General features: G+C 55.5%; 15 protein-coding genes and 1 other RNA gene. 9 read left to right on the top strand and 7 right to left on the bottom strand.

Features of this window, described 5'->3' with window-relative positions:
* The first annotated feature begins 303 nt into the window (after positions 1 to 303).
* Positions 304 to 708: a hypothetical protein gene (locus AC07U6_RS00445; protein ID WP_494762590.1), complete on the top strand. Its 405-nt coding sequence runs from the start codon at positions 304 to 306 to the stop codon at positions 706 to 708.
* A gap of 59 nt (positions 709 to 767) precedes the next feature.
* Here AC07U6_RS00445 and menI read toward each other — a convergent pair whose 3' ends face one another.
* Positions 768 to 1,184 carry a 1,4-dihydroxy-2-naphthoyl-CoA hydrolase gene (gene menI / locus AC07U6_RS00440; protein WP_494762589.1) on the bottom strand — a complete coding sequence of 139 codons (417 nt, stop codon included), beginning with the start codon at positions 1,182 to 1,184 and terminating at the stop codon, positions 768 to 770.
* Positions 1,184 to 4,237, bottom strand: a complete 3,054-nt coding sequence (gene ydiJ / locus AC07U6_RS00435) for a D-2-hydroxyglutarate dehydrogenase YdiJ (RefSeq protein ID WP_494762588.1) — start codon at positions 4,235 to 4,237, stop codon at positions 1,184 to 1,186. Before ydiJ ends, menI begins: the two co-directional genes overlap by 1 nt.
* Positions 4,238 to 4,537: 300 nt before the next feature.
* Here ydiJ and ydiK point away from each other — a divergent pair, with 300 nt between their 5' ends.
* Both ydiK and rprA read left to right on the top strand, forming a co-directional pair.
* Complete coding sequence (ydiK, locus tag AC07U6_RS00430) at positions 4,538 to 5,659, top strand: AI-2E family transporter YdiK (protein ID WP_494762587.1); 1,122 nt, start codon at positions 4,538 to 4,540, stop codon at positions 5,657 to 5,659.
* 282 nt (positions 5,660 to 5,941) lie between these two features.
* Positions 5,942 to 6,047: antisense sRNA RprA (gene rprA, locus AC07U6_RS00425), an RNA gene on the top strand.
* A gap of 188 nt (positions 6,048 to 6,235) precedes the next feature.
* On the opposite strand, the gene ppsA is transcribed toward rprA, so the two are convergent.
* Positions 6,236 to 8,614: a phosphoenolpyruvate synthase gene (ppsA, locus tag AC07U6_RS00420; protein WP_494762586.1), complete on the bottom strand. Its 2,379-nt coding sequence runs from the start codon at positions 8,612 to 8,614 to the stop codon at positions 6,236 to 6,238.
* A 471-nt stretch (positions 8,615 to 9,085) separates the two neighbouring features.
* Between ppsA and ppsR the strand changes: the two genes are divergently transcribed.
* The 6 genes from ppsR to AC07U6_RS00390 all read left to right on the top strand — a co-directional run bounded on the left by ppsR (position 9,086) and on the right by AC07U6_RS00390 (position 14,984).
* Positions 9,086 to 9,919, top strand: a complete 834-nt coding sequence (gene ppsR / locus AC07U6_RS00415; RefSeq protein WP_105594982.1) for a posphoenolpyruvate synthetase regulatory kinase/phosphorylase PpsR — start codon at positions 9,086 to 9,088, stop codon at positions 9,917 to 9,919.
* Between the two features lie 142 nt (positions 9,920 to 10,061).
* The gene (locus AC07U6_RS00410; RefSeq protein WP_494762585.1) at positions 10,062 to 11,108 is read left to right on the top strand and encodes a 3-deoxy-7-phosphoheptulonate synthase; all 1,047 of its coding nucleotides are present in this window, start codon (positions 10,062 to 10,064) and stop codon (positions 11,106 to 11,108) included.
* A gap of 256 nt (positions 11,109 to 11,364) precedes the next feature.
* Positions 11,365 to 12,396, top strand: a complete 1,032-nt coding sequence (locus AC07U6_RS00405; protein ID WP_494762584.1) for a hemin-degrading factor — start codon at positions 11,365 to 11,367, stop codon at positions 12,394 to 12,396.
* Positions 12,393 to 13,214, top strand: coding sequence for a heme/hemin ABC transporter substrate-binding protein (locus AC07U6_RS00400; RefSeq protein ID WP_494762583.1), 822 nt, complete (start codon positions 12,393 to 12,395; stop codon positions 13,212 to 13,214). The genes AC07U6_RS00405 and AC07U6_RS00400 overlap by 4 nt, the downstream gene beginning before the upstream one ends.
* Positions 13,211 to 14,212, top strand: a complete 1,002-nt coding sequence (locus tag AC07U6_RS00395; RefSeq protein WP_494762582.1) for a FecCD family ABC transporter permease — start codon at positions 13,211 to 13,213, stop codon at positions 14,210 to 14,212. Before AC07U6_RS00400 ends, AC07U6_RS00395 begins: the two co-directional genes overlap by 4 nt.
* Positions 14,205 to 14,984, top strand: coding sequence for a heme ABC transporter ATP-binding protein (locus AC07U6_RS00390; RefSeq protein ID WP_494762581.1), 780 nt, complete (start codon positions 14,205 to 14,207; stop codon positions 14,982 to 14,984). The genes AC07U6_RS00395 and AC07U6_RS00390 overlap by 8 nt, the downstream gene beginning before the upstream one ends.
* On the opposite strand, the gene AC07U6_RS00385 is transcribed toward AC07U6_RS00390, so the two are convergent.
* From AC07U6_RS00385 to AC07U6_RS00370, 4 genes are all read right to left on the bottom strand, one after another.
* On the bottom strand, positions 14,981 to 16,420 hold the full coding sequence (locus tag AC07U6_RS00385) for a protein adenylyltransferase SelO (protein ID WP_494762580.1): 1,440 nt from the start codon (positions 16,418 to 16,420) through the stop codon (positions 14,981 to 14,983). The two genes, AC07U6_RS00390 and AC07U6_RS00385, sit on opposite strands and share 4 nt — an antisense overlap.
* A 165-nt stretch (positions 16,421 to 16,585) precedes the next feature.
* Entirely contained in the window at positions 16,586 to 17,044 is a 459-nt protein-coding gene (locus AC07U6_RS00380; protein WP_200544612.1) for a C40 family peptidase, read from the bottom strand.
* 73 nt (positions 17,045 to 17,117) lie between these two features.
* A complete protein-coding gene (gene btuD, locus AC07U6_RS00375) occupies positions 17,118 to 17,858 on the bottom strand; it encodes a vitamin B12 ABC transporter ATP-binding protein BtuD (RefSeq protein ID WP_494762579.1) in 741 nt (246 codons plus the stop codon).
* A complete protein-coding gene (locus tag AC07U6_RS00370; RefSeq protein WP_494762578.1) occupies positions 17,859 to 18,404 on the bottom strand; it encodes a glutathione peroxidase in 546 nt (181 codons plus the stop codon). It abuts the gene before it with no gap.
* Between the last annotated feature and the right edge of the window lie 35 nt (positions 18,405 to 18,439).

Genomic DNA, 18,439 nt, shown 5'->3' with positions numbered 1-18,439 from the left:
GATATTACCCTTGGGGTGTTTTTCTAATCTTATTGAGTAAGTTTAGCCCCTGCGAAACATATTGTGACGTGCTCTTCAGGTCAAAACCGCAAAAGATAAATTGTTGAAAACAAAATGTTTCTAAGTTGTAATATCAAACCACTTCTTAATAATAATCATTCATCTAAATTCCCTATCGTGCTTATCGTTAATACCAATTTTTTTGAAAGGCGACATTTACCGATAAAAAATCCCGCCGGGTGATTGAATATTAACGCAGTTATAATATGATAATGATTATCATTAGCGCGACTGGGACCAGCAATGAATCTGTCGATGAGTGCGTGGCTGCAACACAAGATTGATGAATATAAGTTTTCCGTACGTGATATCACCGTCGATTTCTATATGGCACAGGCAAAGCTGAACCGCCCGGAATGCACCATTGAGCAATTACGCAAGTTCAATGATACCTGTCTCGATATGGCTGAGCTTTGCCAGTTGAACGGTGATGATCAGAGCTATCTGCACGCAATGGACAAACTCCATCAACGACTGGTTGTTGAGCTGAGCAATACATCCCGCGAACGACTGTTCCGCATACAGGCCTGGCAGCTGGCGCGCCATTCCCTCAGTCGCCTGTGTCATCAGCTGACACTCAACGGTGAATGGGATAAAGCAACGGTACTGCAAAGCGATTTTGTAAAACACGCTTCGTGGATTATGTAGTCCCGTTGCCAGTATACCGCGTGGCAGAGCAGCTAAAAACCCCGGATAATTTGAGGTTATTAGGTTATCACTGCCGTTGTTAAGCGCGAGCTACAGCATAATCGACTGTCAGGCCCGTAAATTTCGATCTGCCATACCTGATGCGTTCGCCCTATATGGGTGGCGCGACAGACGCCGCGCACCTCCCCTTCCCGCGCCGACCGCACGTGATTGGCATTAATCTCCAGACCCACCACCTGCTGCTCTCCCTGAGTGCAGAGATACCCCGCCATCGACCCCAGCGTTTCGGCCAGTGTCACTGAGGCGCCGCCGTGCAGCAGCCCGAACGGCTGTCGGGTACGATTATCGACGGGCATCACCGCTTCAACACTGTCGTCATTCAGTGCAGTGAAACGGATACCGAGGTGCTCTACCATGGTGCCTTTGCTGTGCAGGTTCAGCTGTTCAAGCGTTACCTCACGTTTCCAGATAGCCATCAGACAATCTCCAGTAAAGCCTGCAGCGGATGGCGCATACCGCTTCCTTCAACGCGTTTCACCTGGCTGCGGCAGGAATAACCGGTAGCCAGACAGCGCTGACGGGGCAGCTTTTGTAGCGCCTTCTGCCAGGATAGTTCAAAGATACCCAGTGAGTTTTCCAGGTTTTTGGTTTCATGACCGTAGGTGCCCGCCATGCCGCAGCAGCCCACGCTAATGCTTTCCAGTTTTGCACCGAAACGCGAGAAGATGGTTTCCCATTGCTTAACGGAGTCGGGCAGCGCGGTCACTTCGGTACAGTGGCCGAACAGATACCAGGCTTCCCCACTGGCCGGTTGAATATCCCGGCCCACCAGCGCGTTTTGCAGCCACTCATGCACCAGCTGTACGTTGAAATCACCGCGTTTATCCCCCAGCACCTGGCGGTATTCATCGCGGTAGCACAGTACCAGAGCCGGATCGACCCCAACCATCGGCAGGCCCAATTGAGCTACGCGGTTGAGGAAATCAGAGGTTTTCTGCGCCGTACGGGCAAACTGCTGCAGGAAGCCTTTCACATGCTGCGCTTTACCATTGGGTGAGAACGGCAGCACCACCGGCGTAAAACCAAGTAGGTCAATCAGCTGCACGAAATCACCAATCAGCTGCGCTTCATAATAGCTGGTGAACGGGTCCTGCACCACCAGCACATGCTGCGTACGCTGTTCGGCGCTCATATGCTCAAGCTGTTCCAGGGTCGTCGCCGTGCTGCGGTGCTTCGACAACTGCTGTTTCAGCGTCGGCGAGGAGAGCAGCGGCAGATCCACCATACCCAGCTGGCGTTTACTCAGTGCGCCAACCCAACGCTGACGCAGGAAGAAGTTAAAGGTTTTTGGCGCGATGGCCATCAGCGGCGCGTAGCTTTCAACCGTAGCCACCAGGTAGTCACTGACGGGGCGCAGATAGCGAGTGTGATACAGCTGCAGGAAGCGCGAACGGAAGCCCGGCACGTCGATTTTAATCGGGCACTGAGTGGAACAGGCTTTACAGGCCAGACAGCCGGACATCGCGTCCTTCACTTCATGTGAAAAATCATATTCACCGCGCCGTGCATGCCAGCTGTTGCGGGTCCGCTGGATCATCCCGCGCAGGCTGATGCCTTTTGACGGAAGCTGCTTCTCCAGCACCAGGGGATCGACGCCCTGCTCGGCCAGCAGACGCAGCCATTCACGCGTCAGCGTGGCGCGCCCTTTCGGTGAATGCATACGGTTGCTGGTAATTTTCATCGATGGGCACATCGGGCTGTTTACATCAAAGTTAAAGCACAGCCCGTTACCATTACACTCCATCGCGCCACGCCAGTCGCTGCGTACCGAAATGGGGATTTGCCGATCCCAGGTTCCACGCTTAACCGCGTCAACTTTCAACATCGGATCGTCAACGCCGAGCGGTGCGCAGATTTTTCCAGGATTAAGGCGGTTAGCCGGGTCGAAGGCTGCCTTGATGCGCCGCAGCTCGCTATACAGCTCTTCGCCAAAGAACGCCGGACTGTATTCCGCACGGAAGCCCTTACCGTGCTCTCCCCACAGCAGGCCGCCGTAGCGAGCGGTCAGCGCCACCACCTCATCGGAGACCTTCTTCATCAGGATCTCCTGTTGCGGATCGCACATATCCAGCGCGGGACGAACGTGCAGAACCCCGGCGTCAACGTGGCCGAACATGCCATAGCTCAGATTGTGGCTGTCGAGCAGCTCACGAAATTCAACGATATAGTCCGCCAGGTTTTCCGGCGGCACCGCTGTATCCTCAACGAAGGGCAGCGGCTTAGCCCGGCCTTTCGCATTACCCAGCAGACCTACCGCTTTTTTACGCATGCCGTAGATACGCTCAATGCCGCCGACGTCGTTACAGAGCTGATAACCAATCACGCCGCCCTGACCTTCCGTCATCAGCGTGTCCAGCCGTTCACAGAGTGAGTCAACCTGGTCGTCAATCAGCGCTTTATCATTTCCGGCGAACTCAACCATATTCAGGCCGAGCATCTCTTTATCCGGCACGTCTGAAATCAGTTCGCTGACCGAGTGCCAGACAATATCTTCCTTCGCGAGGTTAAGCACTTTAGAGTCAACGGTTTCGACCGACAGCGCTTTGGCTTCCACCATAAACGGCGCATTGCGCAGCGCGGAATCAAACGAGTCATATTTGATATTGACCAGCCGCCGCACTTTAGGGATCGGTGTGATATCCAGCCGCGCCTCGGTAATAAAGGCCAGTGTGCCTTCGGCCCCGCACAGCAGGCGAGTCAGGTCAAATTGCTGCAGGTCGTCGCTCAGTACATGGCGAAGATCGTAGCCGGTAAGAAATCGGTTTAGTTTGGGAAACTTATCCAGGATCAGCTGACGCTGCTGGCGGCAGCGATCCAGCACCACGCGATAGATATTCCCCTCTGCCCCGTGCTGCTGCGCCAACTGTTCAGCCAGTTCAACAGGCATGGCGCGGGTATCCAGAATATCTCCCCCCAGCAGCACCGCTCGCAGGCCAAGCACGTGATCGGAGGTTTTACCATAAACCAGCGATCCCTGGCCGGAGGCGTCCGTATTGATCATCCCGCCGAGCGTGGCGCGGTTACTGGTGGATAATTCAGGAGAGAAAAAATAGCCGTAGGGTTTAAGGTAGACGTTGAGCTGATCTTTAATCACGCCCGCTTCAACTTTTACCCAACCTTCTTCAGTATTAATTTCCAGAATGCGCTTCATATGGCGCGACATATCTACCACAATCCCACGGTTCAGAGACTGACCGTTGGTGCCGGTACCGCCGCCGCGCGGTGCAAAAACCAGCGACTCAAAGCGTTCTTCACCGGCAAGACGGGCGATCAACGCAACATCAGCGGTAGAGCGGGGAAAGACGACTGCATCGGGTAGCAGCTGGTAAATACTGTTATCGGTTGACATTATCAGGCGATCGGCATAACTGGTAGCCGTATCACCGGTAAAACCTTCCTGCTTCAGTGTATCCAAAAACGTCAGTGCCAGTTGAACAAGGCCCGGTGCCTGGGAAATCTGTGGGATCATTATCGGGTGACCAAAATGTTGTATGGATCATTCTGCGTGACGTAAATGACGCAGCTATCCGTTTTATCACATTTTTTTATGGCCTGCCGTTATTTCAAAAAACGAAACAAAAGAATAACCTGTTGTCTGTGTCACAAAATCGTTTCATACATCATGATTAAACCAGCTGCCTTAGCGTAACTGTCGCGCTGGTGCGGATTTTCAGAAATAAAATGATTGATGCCAGGATGACAAATAATTCGTGCGGCCCGCCGTACGAGGCGGACAGGATATTTATTGACTCGAGGTAACGGTTCACACATGAAGAATGTTTATAAAGGTTGGGACTTGCCGCAGATCGTGTTCGCGCTGCTGTTTATCAGCATTGCGATCATCGCCTGCTTCTGGGTGATTCAGCCTTTTATTCTGGGCTTTGCCTGGGCGAGTATGGTGGTGATCGCCACCTGGCCACTGATGATCAAAATTCAGGGCTGGCTGTGGGGGCGACGTTCGCTGGCGGTTATCGCCATGACCCTGCTGCTGCTGCTGGTGTTTATTATTCCGATTTCGCTACTGGTTAACAGCCTGCTGGACAACGGTGCGCCGGTTATCGCGATGGTCAGTTCCGGTCATTTGCAAATGCCGCAGCTGGCGTGGCTGAATGATATCCCCATGATCGGCGATAATCTTTATTCCGGTTATCACACGCTGGTCGCCGGGGGTGGAACCGCACTGATCGCAAAAATTCAGCCCTACATTGGCCGAACCACCGGATTCTTCTTCGCGCAGGCCGGATACTTTGGCCGTTTTATGCTGCATCTGGGCCTGATGCTGCTGTTCAGCATGTTGTTGTTCTGGCGCGGCGAACAGGTTGGGCGTGGTATTCGCCACTTTGCCTTCCGCCTTGCCGCCCGCCGAGGCGATGCTGCCGTGCTGCTGGCCGGTCAGGCCATTCGCGCCGTGGCGCTGGGCGTGGTGGTTACCGCACTGGTCCAGGGCGTGCTCGGCGGCATTGGTCTGGCCGTGTCCGGCATTCCCTACGCCCCCCTGCTGACGGTGCTGATGATTTTCTCCTGCCTGGTGCAGCTGGGGCCACTAACCGTGCTGGTGCCGGCGATTATCTGGCTGTACTGGAGCGGTGATACCACCTGGGGCACCGTGCTGCTGGTGTGGAGCTGCGTGGTCGGCACACTGGATAACGTGCTACGACCGATGCTGATTCGCATGGGAGCCGATCTGCCGCTGATCCTGATCCTTTCCGGGGTAATCGGCGGTCTGGTAGCGTTCGGTATGATTGGCCTGTTTATTGGCCCGGTGGTCCTTGCCGTCTCTTATCGCCTGGTATGTGTCTGGGTCCACGAGGTTCCGGCTCCCAGCGACGATCCGACGCGGGTAGTTGAAGAGCTGGTGGAGTTTGAAAACGATAATCCACGGCAACTCTGATTGCAAATCTCAGCTTTCAGAATGATAAACGCGGCCAGTATCGCTGGTCGCAATCATGAGCAACAAAAAACCATCCTCACTGCCCCACCTTCATTTTATTAGCAAATATTGACTATATTAACTCAAAACGGCATAAAAACAGGCCAAATCAGTACTTTTATTAACCTTTTTTTCTGGTTAAATGACAATAATTGGTCATCTGTCCGTGGATGCATTATTGATTTTAAACTAATGAGATGATTCTTAATGACGCCAGAATGCGCGTTGCTTAGTATTAAATCCATGTTTGAAATCAACCTACTGATTTCTAAACACCCTTTCCCCTGAGTGAAGTACAAAATTGCTGTGTGTAGTCTTTGCCCATCCTCTGTGATGGGCTTTTTTTTGGCTACGGTTTTGTCAGGGCAAGGCACGGCGCGAGGATCGCCCTGATGGCGCAACTCTGGCCAGTAAACAAAAAAACCGCCATCGAAAACGACAGCGGTTTTTATAAGCGTCTCAGACAATTACCGAAGGCTGAAAACACGCCACGGTGTTTCCAAAAAAGGGAGCAGCGCACTCCCTCTCTTCAAGACCTTACTTCTTAATTTCAGCCAGCGACAGCCAGGTCTGCACCACGGTATCCGGGTTCAGGGAAAGACTGTCGATCCCCTCCTCCATCAGCCAGGCAGCAAAATCCTCATGGTCCGACGGACCCTGGCCGCAGATACCGACGTATTTGCCTTTCTTCTTCGCCGCGCGGATCGCCATCGACAACAGTGCCTTCACTGCGTCATTGCGTTCGTCGAACAGCTCAGACACCACGCCAGAATCACGGTCAAGGCCGAGCGCCAGCTGGGTCATGTCGTTGGAACCAATGGAGAAGCCATCGAAGTATTCCAGGAACTGCTCAGCCAGCAATGCGTTGGACGGGATCTCACACATCATGATGATCTTCAGTCCGTTCTCGCCACGCTTGAGCCCCTGGCGCTCCAGCTCTTCAACCACCGCCTTCGCCTGAGCAACAGTACGCACGAACGGCACCATGATCTCCACGTTGGTCAGACCCATCTCGTTACGCACGCGCTTCACGGCTGCGCACTCTAACGCGAAGCAGTCACGGAAGTTATCGGCAACATAGCGACCGGCTCCGCGGAAGCCCAGCATCGGATTCTCTTCCTCAGGTTCGTAGCGCTCACCGCCAACCAGGTTGGCATACTCGTTGGTCTTAAAGTCGGACAGACGCACGATAACGCGTTTAGGTGAGAACGCCGCGCCCAGCGTGGCGATCCCTTCGGTCAGGCGAGCGATGTAGAACTCCACCGGATCGTCAAACCCTTTCATCATCCCGCGGATCTGCTGCTGCAGTTCCGGCGTCTGCTGATCGAACTCCAGCAGGGCACGCGGGTGAACGCCAATCATGCGGTTGATAATGAATTCCAGACGCGCCAGGCCCACACCTTCGTTTGGCAGGCAGGCGAAGTCGAACGCACGATCCGGGTTACCGATGTTCATCATCACCTTCAGCGGCAGCGACGGCATTTCATCAACCTGCGAGCTTTTCACCTCAAAATCGAGCAGCTCGTTGTATACGTAGCCGGTATCGCCTTCCGCGCAGGACACGGTTACTTTCTGGCCATCTTTCAGATGGTCGGTCGCGTCCCCGCAGCCCACCACAGCAGGAATACCCAGCTCACGGGCAATAATTGCCGCATGGCAGGTACGGCCGCCGCGATTGGTGACAATGGCCGACGCTTTCTTCATGATCGGTTCCCAGTCCGGGTCGGTCATATCGGTGACCAACACGTCGCCTTTCTCAATGCGGCCCATCTCGCTGATATCGTGAATCACCTTCACTTCACCGGCGCCGATACGGTGGCCGATTGCACGGCCCTCAACCAGAATTTTGCCTTTGCCCTGCAGGTTGTAGCGCTCCATCACCTGGCCATTAGAACGCACGGTTTCCGGGCGCGCCTGCACGATAAACAGCTTGCCGGTGTGACCGTCTTTCGCCCATTCGATGTCCATCGGACGCTGGTAATGTTTCTCAATCAGCACCGCCTGCACCGCCAGCGCTTCAACTTCTTGATCGGTCAGACTGAAGCGGTCGCGTTCGGCTTCCGGCACGTCTTCGATCGCCACCTGCTTGCCGTGCTCCTGCGAATCGGCGTAAACCATGCGGATCTTTTTCGATCCCATATTGCGGCGCACGATCGCCGGGCGTCCGGCCGCCAGCGTTGGCTTATGCACATAGAACTCATCCGGGTTAACCGCACCCTGCACCACCATTTCACCCAGGCCCAGCGCAGCAGTAATAAATACCACCTGATCGAAGCCCGACTCGGTGTCGATGGTGAACATCACGCCCGATGACGCCAGATCAGAACGCACCATACGTTGAACACCAGCAGAGAGCGCCACGCCGCGATGATCGTAGCCCTGATGCACGCGGTAAGAGATCGCGCGGTCGTTAAACAGTGAGGCGAAGACGTGCTTCACCGCCACCAGCACAGCGTCGTAACCCTGCACGTTCAGGAAGGTTTCCTGCTGCCCGGCAAAAGACGCATCCGGCATGTCTTCAGCGGTTGCGGAAGAGCGCACGGCAAACGAGGCTTCAGCATCGTCAGAGGACAGCTGGTCATAAGCCTGATGGATAGCCAGTTCCAGCTCGGGCTGGAAAGGTGTATCAATAATCCACTGACGGATCTGCTTACCCGCTTTCGCCAGCTGCTCAATATCATCAATATCGGTCTTATCCAGCAGTTCATAGATACGCTGGTTAACGCCGCTTTGATCAAGGAACTGGTTGAAAGCATCAGAGGTTGTCGCAAAGCCATTCGGCACGGACACACCCAGTGATGACAGGTTAGTAATCATTTCACCCAGAGAGGCATTTTTGCCTCCCACCCGATCGACATCGTGCATGCCAAGTTCGTTATACCAGAGCACGAGCGGCAATTGGCCTTTATTGGACATTGAAGCAATCCTTGTAAGATTTAATTAGGAATAAGGGATACAGCATTGCTCAGTGAGACTGTCACAACATCGAAGAGTAGAGAAAGTGTTGAATCGTTCAAGCAACTCGGCAGCGGCGTTTTTAAGACAACTCTGCGCAGGATAATGACTTCATGAAATCAAATTTAAAATTAAAATTGTTTATTTTCATTAGGTTAAAAAATTACGCATAAAACGCGCAAATTTGTTTGCGCAACAAAATCAGGATTCCATTTAAGAATGTTTTAAAAAGATGGGGCGTATAATATGAATAGTAAACAGAAACGTCATTTCATTTATGCGTAATGAAATGATAATGTAAATATTATAAGAATAAAAATTTCAAATCATCATTTTTTTGGATTTTTCGTTTTATTTTGTCGATGAAATCACAGTTTGCTTTCTGCATCGGAAATAAATTAGTCTGCCCGCATAGCGCAATCTGGAGATAAAATGGACGTGAATGCCGAACGCAGTGTTTTCTATATTTCAGATGGTACGGCAATAACCGCCGAAGTTCTGGGCCATGCCGTCCTTTCCCAGTTCCCGGTGGAAACCAACAGCGTCACCCTCCCTTTCGTCGAGAATGTGCAGCGGGCACAGGCGGTGAAGGCCCAGATCAATACGATTTATCAGCACAGCGGCATCCGTCCGCTGGTGTTTATCTCTATCGTTACGCCTGAGATCCGCGAGATAATTTTACAAAGCGATGGCTTTTGCCAGGACATCGTTCAGTCGCTGGTGGCGCCGCTGCAGCAGGAGCTGGGGGTGGCTCCGGCCCCTGTCGCTAACCGTACCCACGGACTGACCGCCAGTAATCTGGGCAAATATGATGCCCGTATTGCCGCTATCGACTACACGCTGGCCCACGATGACGGCATCTCGCTGCGTGGACTTGAGGAAGCGCAGGTGATACTTCTGGGCGTTTCACGCTGCGGTAAAACCCCCACCAGCCTTTATCTGGCGATGCAGTTCGGTATCAAAGCGGCGAACTACCCGTTTATTGCGGACGATATGGATAACCTTAAGCTGCCGCCTGCGCTGAAACCGTTCCAGAACAAGCTGTTTGGCCTGACCATCGACCCGGAACGCCTGGCGGCGATACGCCAGGAGCGCGCGGTTAATACCCGTTACGCCTCAATGCGCCAGTGCCGACTGGAGGTAGGTGAAGTTGAAGCGCTGTTCCGCACCAATCAGATCCGTTATCTCAACAGTACCAACTATTCGGTAGAAGAGATCGCCACTAAGATCCTCGATATCATGGGGCTGGCGCGACGTATGTACTGACGTCGGGCAAACCGGCGGATCTGTGTTTTTTTATGGTATTTATCCAGCGGCGGTGGTTGAAATCATCGCCGTTTGCTTTAAGGTGATCGCCATTACTTCCCGGTATTCCTGCCGTTGCGAAGACAAAAATTTAGAGAAGACCATGAACAAAACAGATGAACTGCGGACCGCGCGCATCGACAGCCTGATAACGCCTGCCGAACTGCTTGCCAGACAACCCATTACCCCAGCCGTTGCCGAAACTGTGATGACCTCCCGCCAGCGTATTGCCCGTATTCTTTCAGGCGAAGACAAGCGCTTGCTGGTGGTGATCGGTCCCTGCTCGCTGCACGATCCCGCTGCGGCGCTGGAGTATGCGGCCCGCCTTAAGGAGCTGCGCGACAAGTACCAGTCACGGCTGGAAATCGTTATGCGCGCCTACTTTGAAAAACCGCGTACGGTGGTGGGCTGGAAGGGACTGATTTCTGACCCGGATCTGGACGGCAGCTTCCGCGTTAACCACGGGCTGGAAGTCGCGCGTAAACTACTGCTGGATATCAATGCGCTGGGTATGCCCACCGCCACTGAATTCCTCGATATGGTGATCGGGCAGTTTATTGCTGACCTGATTAGCTGGGGCGCTATCGGCGCGCGCACCACTGAAAGTCAGATTCATCGTGAAATGGCCTCTGCGCTCTCCTGCCCGGTCGGCTTCAAAAATGGCACCGACGGTAACATCCGTATCGCCGTGGATGCTATCCGTGCGGCCCGCGTCAGTCACATGTTCCTCTCCCCCGACAAGCAGGGGCAGATGACGATTTACCAGACCAGCGGTAATCCTTCCGGCCATATCATTATGCGCGGCGGCAAGCAGCCTAACTATCATGCAAAAGACATTGCTGAAGCCGCCGCGGCACTTACCGAACATCGCCTGCCGACGCAGATGGTGATCGACTTCAGCCACGGTAACTGCCTGAAACAGCATCGCCTGCAAAAAGATGTCGCAGCCTCCATCGCCGGGCAGATCCGCAACGGTTCAACGGCCATTGCCGGTGTGATGATAGAAAGTTTCCTGCAGGAAGGGACGCAAAAAGTTCTGCCGGATACGCCGCTGACCTACGGCCAGTCCATCACCGATCCCTGCCTGGGATGGGATGACAGCGCGGCCGTTCTGGCCCAGCTGGCCGACGCTATCGATAGTCGTTTTTAATCTTCTGACTGGCCATTTTATGGCCAGTCTTTCATCTTCTATGCTCTCCCCCGTCAATAAGCTGAATTTCTGCTTGATTACCGCCGCCTTTCTCTGATAATGATTATCATTCTGATAATGAATATCCTTTTTCTATCAACGGCTATTCTGTGTGATCGTGCCCGAGTATGAGATCGGCAGCCATGATTTTACGAGCCATCAGTGGTAATGATTGTCGCTGACGATTGTCAGTGGATGAACTTTGTGAGGAGCAGCAATGACAGCGCAATACCAACGTTACACCGAATTAAAAGAAGAGCATCCGAAAAAATATGCCCGCGACCTTGCCGCGCTGATGGGGATCAGCGAAGCCGAGTTGACCGCTGCACGCGTTGGCCATCAGGCTGCTCCGCTGCGCCCTGCGATGCGCGAACTGCTGCACGCGCTGGAAAAAGTGGGTGAAACCAAATGTATTACCCGCAACGAGTATGCGGTTCATGAACAGTTGGGCACGTTTAATAATATCCATATCAATGAGCATGCCGGGATCGTATTGAACCCGCGCGCGTTGGATCTACGCGTATTGGTTAATCAGTGGGTCAGCGTGTTCCATCTGCAGGAAATGAGCGGCCACGGCGAGCGTCAGAGTATCCAGTTCTTCGATCGTCAGGGCGATGCGGTGCTGAAAGTCTATGCCACCGATAAGACTGAGATGGATGCCTGGCAGGCCGTGCTTGCCGAATTCAAAGCCGAACCGGACGCAGAGTTCAGCGTGCTTGCCGCCGAACCGGCCAGCTTTGCCGACAGCGTGGATGCCGCACTACTGGAAAGCGAGTGGCGTGCAATGACCGACGTGCACCAGTTCTTCCGTCTGCTGAAGCGCCACAACGTATCCCGCCAGCAGGCTTTCCGCGCCGTTGCCGACGATCTGGCGACCCGCGTCAGCAATACGTCACTGGCGACGCTGCTGGAAACCGTTAAGCGTGACGGTAACGAAATCATGATTTTCGTCAGCAACCGCGCCTGCACCCAGATTTTCACCGGCGTGATTGAGAAACTGATGCCGATGCACAACTGGCTGAATATCTTCAACCCGGCGTTCACCCTGCACCTGCAGGAGCTGGAAATTGCTGAAACCTGGATCACCCGTAAACCGACCGCCGACGGCATCGTCACCAGTCTTGAGCTTTTCGCCGCTGACGGCACACAGATCGCCCAGCTTTACGGTCAGCGTAGCGAAGGCCAGCCGGAACAGAGCCAGTGGCGCGAACAGTTAGCAACCCTCAGCAGCGAGGAGGTTTCAGCATGAAATCATGGTTAGCCGCGCTTTGCGTTTTACCGCTGTCGTTTTCAACCCTGGCCGCAGAGCGCATCGTCAGCATCGGTGGTGATGTAACCCAGATTATCTATGCCCTGAATGGGCAGAAAGATTTGGTCGCGCGTGACACCACCAGTCGGCACCCGGAGGAAGTGAAGAAACTGCCCGACGTCGGCTATATGCGCATGCTGAACCCTGAAGGCATTCTCGCGCTGAAACCCACACTGGTGCTGACCACTGAGTTGGCTAAACCGGCACTGGCGCTGGAACAGGTGGCAAAAAACGGCGTGAAAGTGGTCGATGTCACCGGTAAAACGGACGTTTCCGCGATCAATCAGAAAATTGAAACTGTTGCCGTCGCCCTGCATCGCGAGCAGGAAGGTAAAGCGCTTCAGGCGAAGATCTCCAGCGAGCTGGCCAGCATTCCTCAAACTCAGCTCCCGGTGAAGGTGCTGTTTATCCTCGCCCATCAGGGCATGGGCACCATGGCTGCGGGCAGCGGCACGTCTGCCGACAGCGCTATCCAGGCGGCAGGTCTGCAAAACGCCATGGCTTCGGTAAACCGTTATCAGGCGCTGTCGCAGGAAGGCGTGGTTGCCAGTGTGCCACAGCTGATTGTGATTACCACCGATGGCCTGAAAACCGTCGGCGGTGAAGCAAACCTGTGGAAACTGCCGGGTCTGGCATTGACTCCCGCGGCGAAAAACAAGCAGCTGCTGGTGGTCGATGACATGGCGCTGCTGGGCTTCGGTATTGATACCCCTGCGGCCATTCTGAAGCTGCGCCAGACCGCGGAAAACATTAAGTGATGTCAGCACGCGCCTTACGCTGGCTGGGCATTTTACTGCTGCTGCTGCTGACGCTCGCCGTCAGCGCGGCCAATATCGGAGCGATGAAGCTGTCGCTGCCGATGCTGTGGCATGCCGGAACGGACAGCAGCCTGTGGCAAATCTGGTTTACTATTCGCCTGCCCCGCGTACTGCTGGCGGTCATCGTCGGCGGTGCGCTGGCGCTCTCCGGCTGCGTAATGCAGGGTCTGTTCCGTAACCCGCTGGCCGATCCTGGCCTGCTGGGGATCAGCAGCGGTGCGGCGCTGGCGGTGGCGTTCTCCATCGTCATGTCTATTTCGCTGCCGGGAATTTTCGCGCTGTATGTACCGCTGTTCGCGGCGTTTATCGGCAGTGTTGCGGTAACAGTGCTGATTTTCCTGCTCAGCCGCCAGGGTTTTAGCGGACTGAGTCGCCTGCTGCTGGTGGGGATTGCGATCAACGCTCTCTGTGCCGCAGCCGTGGGCGTACTGTCGTGGGTCAGTACCGACCAGCAGCTGCGCCAGTTATCGCTGTGGGGCATGGGCAGCCTGGCTTCCGCACAGTGGCCAACCGTGCTGGTATGCGCTTCAGTCGTATTACCGGCGATGGTGCTGGTTCAGCGCCTTGCGGGGCGCCTGAACCTGCTGCAGCTGGGTGAGGAAGAAGCGCACTATCTCGGCGTTGATGTGCCGCGCACTCAGCGCTACCTGCTGGTGCTCAGCGCCCTGCTGGTGGCCGCGGCGGTATCGGTCAGCGGTATTATCGGTTTTATTGGCCTGGTCGTACCGCATCTGATGCGCTTCTGGCTCGGCGGCGATCATCGCTGGCTGCTGCCCTCTTCGCTGCTCAGCGGTGCTATCCTGCTGCTGATGTCGGACACGCTGGCGCGTACGCTGGTTGCGCCGGCGGAAATGCCCGTTGGTTTGCTCACCAGCCTGATAGGCGGTCCGTGGTTCCTGTGGCTAATCCTGCGCCGCCGTGGAGGTATGAATGGATGAGTCATTAACGGCCAGCGGGCTGGGCTATAACCCGGGCCAGCGCTGGTTGCTTGAAGATATCTCCCTCAGCCTACGTCCCGGCGAGCTGGTGTCGCTGATTGGGCCAAACGGAGCTGGTAAATCGACACTGCTGCGTCTGCTGACCGGTTTCTACACGCCACAGCGCGGGCAGTGCACGCTCAACGGCAAGCCGCTGGCGGCCTGGTCGCCGGCAAAATTATCACAGCAGCGTGCGGTAATGCGTCAGCAGAGCAATATGAGCTTCCCTCTCAGAGTAACCGATGTGGTGGCGATGGGCCGTGCGCCCTGGCCTGGACAACCGCAAAAAGCGATCGTTCAGGAAGTGATGGCGCTGACCGGCTGTCTGAATCTGGCAAATCGCGACTTCCTGCAGCTTTCCGGCGGTGAACAGCAGCGGGTACAGTTGGCCCGCACGCTGGCGCAGCTGTGGCAGCAGGACGGGCCGCGCGGCTGGCTGTTCCTTGATGAACCAACCTCGGCGCTGGATCTCTTTCACCAGCAGCACCTGCTTCGCCTGCTGTCGCAGCTGACCCAACAACATCCGCTCAGCGTCTGCTGCGTGCTGCACGATCTGAATCTTGCGTCGCTGTGGTCGGACCGCGTAATACTGCTGGCGCAGGGGAAACTGGTAGCCAAAGGCACGCCGGCCGACGTGCTGGATGAAGAGACGCTGACGCGCTGGTATCACGCTGACGTGATGGTGCACCCGCATCAGATCGAAGGGGTGCCACAGGTGGCTTTGCGCCGCTAGCTGGAGCAGCTGACCTCGATTTTTTTACCCCAGTCCGGCGGTCTGCGAGCAAGATCGCTAAACTCTGGTACGTCGTCAAACGGACAGGACAGCGCCTGGTGGAGTCTCGCCAGCGTGCTGGTGTCCTCCTCTTCGGCTTTCTCTATCGCCTGCTGCGCCAGATAGTTACGCAGCACAACCACCGGATTAGCCTGCTTCATCGCCCGCTGACGATCTTCATCGCTGCGCTCTTCCTGTAACACCCGCTGACGCCAGACGTTATACCAGCCGTCGAACGCGTCGCGATCGATAAATTCATCGCGCAGCGGTGAGTGGGACTGCTGCTGCTCGCTGTCACTGAGCAACCTGAAGGTCCGGGTGTAATCGCTTCCCTCACGCGTCATTAGCGACAGCAGCCCGTTCAGGATGTCGTTATCGTGCTTGTCGGCGGTCATCAGCCCCAGCTTCGCCCGCATTTTTTCGCCCCAGGCACGCATCAGCTCGGGTTCGTAGTGCGCCAGCGCCTGCTTAAGCTGATCGGTGGTCATCAGGCCGGAAAGCGCATGCGCCAGACGATTCAGGTTCCACAGCCCAATCATCGGCTGATTTTCAAAGCTGTAGCGCCCCTGGTGATCGGTATGGTTGCAGATAAATTCCGGCTGATAGTCATCAAGGAAGCCGTAAGGGCCGTAGTCCAGCGTCAGGCCGAGAATCGACATATTATCGGTATTCATTACGCCGTGGGCAAACCCTACGCTCTGCCAGCTGGCGATCAGCCGTGCGGTACGCTTCACCACGTCGCTGAACCACAGCAGGTATTTGTCCGACTCCTGATGCAGATGCGGCCAGTGGTGGCGTATGGCGTAGTCGGCCAGCTCGTTAACTTTTTGCTGGTTGCCGCTGTAGTAAAAATGTTCAAAGTGACCAAAGCGCAGATGGCTTTCCGCAACGCGCAGCAGCATCGCACCACGTTCGGTGGTTTCGCGGTAAACGGGTTCGTCGCTGGCAACGATAGTCAGCGCCCGAGTGGTCGGAATGCCCAGCGCGTGCATCGCTTCCGAGGCCAAAAACTCGCGCAGCGTGGAGCGCAGCACCGCACGTCCGTCCCCCATCCGCGAATAGGGCGTCAGCCCCGCTCCTTTCAGGTGCCAGTCCATTTTACGTCCGTCGGCCAGCTGCTGCTCACCCAGCAGGAGTCCACGCCCGTCACCGAGCTGGCCGGCCCAGACGCCGAACTGATGACCGCTATAGACCTGCGCCAGCGGCTGCATGCCATCCGGCAGGCGGTCGCCACTCCACAGCCCGACATTCTGCGCGTTGAACAGGTCGTCGCCCAGACCCAGTTCACACGCCAGCGCTGCGTTGCGGTACAGCAGACGTGGATTCGCCAACGGTGTAGGCGATACGGCGCTGTAGCTGCCGCTCAGCTCCTGAAACCAGGTATTATTAAATTGCATGCTGTCTCCATCATTGCCTGCGGGAACATCCCGAAGGCGGTGCCGGTCTAGTGTAAGTCGCGGAGTGCTGATAAAACACGGAGACTATGAAGGGTTATTCGGTTTTGTTCCCACATCATCGGATAAACAGGCCTGACAAAACCGGTCAACGCCGCGATCGTCCGTTTAAATTCGTCGCGCCTGCCAGAACACTTTGCGCCAGTAAACATTATCCAGCGAGGATCGCATCACACCCTGACTGGTCGAGGCGTGGATAAACTGATTATCGGTGTCGTAAATACCCACATGCAGGCCATTCTCCCCGCTGCCGGTCTTAAAAAACACCAGATCGCCCGGCAACAGATCGTCTTTACTGATGCGCGTGCCAATATCAGTCTGCGCTGATGTTGTGCGAGGCAGCTGGAGATCAAATCGGTCGCGGAAGGTCAGATAAACAAACCCCGAGCAGTCAACCCCTCCCCGGCTCATCCCACCGTAGCGATATGGCGTGCCGTGCCATTGAGAAAGCTGATCGTCGAGCTGCGCAATCACCATTATCCGATCGGCAAGCTGTGTTTTTGGCGGAGGGGCATGGCTGCTGCAGCCGGCAAGAATCACGATCATCAACACAAACCAGTAACGCATAGCACACCATCCTCTGGAGTCGGGATATTAACTTTAGCGGCAAACTCGCCGCGCTGACAGCCTTCGCGGCCTGTTACGCGAACGTGGTCAGAAAAGAGCGCCCTTCTACCTGCAGCTGGCGGAAAGGCACCTGATACAGGTCAGACAGGTGCTCCGGCGTCAGGATCTGCTGTGGCGCCCCCTGAAGCGCTGGCTGGCCGGATCGCATCAGCCACACACAATCAGCATGCCGCAGCGTATGGTTCAAATCGTGGCTGCTCATGATAACCGTCACGCCTCGTTCAAGCAGTTCCGGAAGCAGACGGTCAAACACCGCCTGCTGGCCAATATCTAATCCGGTCATCGGTTCATCCAGCAGCAGAAGCTGCCCCTGCGGCTGGCTGACCTGTAAAAACACGGCGGCGAGCCGTACCCGTTGCCACTCGCCGCCGGAAAGCTGCCCTAATGGGCGATGCAGCTTATCGCTAATCTGTAGCGCATCAGTAAAGTACATTAGCCGCTGCTCGCTGGCCGAAGTCTGCTGTAGATCGTGCATTAACAGATAGTGCCAGACCGGCATCTGCTCTGAAGGCCGCTGCTGCTGTGGCAGATAAGCACGATGTCGCGCCAGACGCGGTGCGGCCCACTCCACCAGCGGCTCACCGTTGAGCAGGATATCTCCCTGCACGTTAAGCAGACCGGCCAGCGAGGCTAACAACGAGCTTTTACCCGCACCGTTCGGCCCCACCAGATGGATCAGCTGGCCGCTGCCGACCGCTGCGCTAAAGTGAAAAAGACGCCGTTCAACGGCGACCTGGCGGATATCCAGCAGCACTTATCCCGCCAGCGCCTGTTTAATTGCGCTAACCACGACCTCATCTTCCGGTTCCATATCCGGCGAGAAGCGCTGCAGTACGCGACCGTCGCGCCCAATGAGGAATTTTTCAAAGTTCCACAAGATATCGCCCGGCTGCTTCGGCGCGCGGCCTTTGCTGGTCATACGCTCAAGGAAGCCACTCCCCTGCGGAACCAGCGCCTGTGGCTGCGCGGCAACCAGTTGCGCATACAGAGGATGGCGCTGCGGCCCGTTTACCTCAATTTTGCTGAACATCGGGAAGGTGATGCCGTAGGTGGTACTGCAGAAGGTTTTTATTTCGGCGTCGGTACCCGGTTCCTGCTCAAGAAATGCATTGCAGGGGAAGCCCAGTACCGTCAGGCCTTTATCGTGCCAGGACTTTTGCAGATTCTCTAACTGAGAATACTGTGGTGTCAGGCCGCATTTTGAGGCGACGTTCACCACCAGCAGGACATCGCCCTGCCACTGTGCCAGTGTAGTTTTCTCACCGTCCAGCGTAGTCAGTTCTGTTGCATAAATGCTCATTGAATTTTCCTGTTTAACGTGGATAGATAGCCGTT

Source organism: Erwinia sp. GW821-FHT03D09 (assembly GCF_059420805.1).
Note: the sequence above shows the minus strand (reverse complement) of the source record. Positions and strands in the feature narration are given on the sequence as shown.

Bases quoted from the DNA above. Each gene is read 5' to 3' on its own strand.
- menI (WP_494762589.1), bottom strand. From the start codon at position 1,184: ATGGCTATCTGGAAACGTGAGGTAACGCTTGAACAGCTGAACCTGCAC.
- AC07U6_RS00410 (WP_494762585.1), top strand. From the start codon at position 10,062: ATGAACAAAACAGATGAACTGCGGACCGCGCGCATCGACAGCCTGATA.
- ydiJ (WP_494762588.1), bottom strand. From the start codon at position 4,237: ATGATCCCACAGATTTCCCAGGCACCGGGCCTTGTTCAACTGGCACTG.
- ppsA (WP_494762586.1), bottom strand. From the start codon at position 8,614: ATGTCCAATAAAGGCCAATTGCCGCTCGTGCTCTGGTATAACGAACTT.
- AC07U6_RS00380 (WP_200544612.1), bottom strand. From the start codon at position 17,044: ATGCGTTACTGGTTTGTGTTGATGATCGTGATTCTTGCCGGCTGCAGC.
- AC07U6_RS00445 (WP_494762590.1), top strand. From the start codon at position 304: ATGAATCTGTCGATGAGTGCGTGGCTGCAACACAAGATTGATGAATAT.
- AC07U6_RS00385 (WP_494762580.1), bottom strand. From the start codon at position 16,420: ATGCAATTTAATAATACCTGGTTTCAGGAGCTGAGCGGCAGCTACAGC.
- AC07U6_RS00390 (WP_494762581.1), top strand. From the start codon at position 14,205: ATGGATGAGTCATTAACGGCCAGCGGGCTGGGCTATAACCCGGGCCAG.
- ydiK (WP_494762587.1), top strand. From the start codon at position 4,538: ATGAAGAATGTTTATAAAGGTTGGGACTTGCCGCAGATCGTGTTCGCG.
- ppsR (WP_105594982.1), top strand. From the start codon at position 9,086: ATGGACGTGAATGCCGAACGCAGTGTTTTCTATATTTCAGATGGTACG.
- AC07U6_RS00405 (WP_494762584.1), top strand. From the start codon at position 11,365: ATGACAGCGCAATACCAACGTTACACCGAATTAAAAGAAGAGCATCCG.
- AC07U6_RS00370 (WP_494762578.1), bottom strand. From the start codon at position 18,404: ATGAGCATTTATGCAACAGAACTGACTACGCTGGACGGTGAGAAAACT.
- AC07U6_RS00400 (WP_494762583.1), top strand. From the start codon at position 12,393: ATGAAATCATGGTTAGCCGCGCTTTGCGTTTTACCGCTGTCGTTTTCA.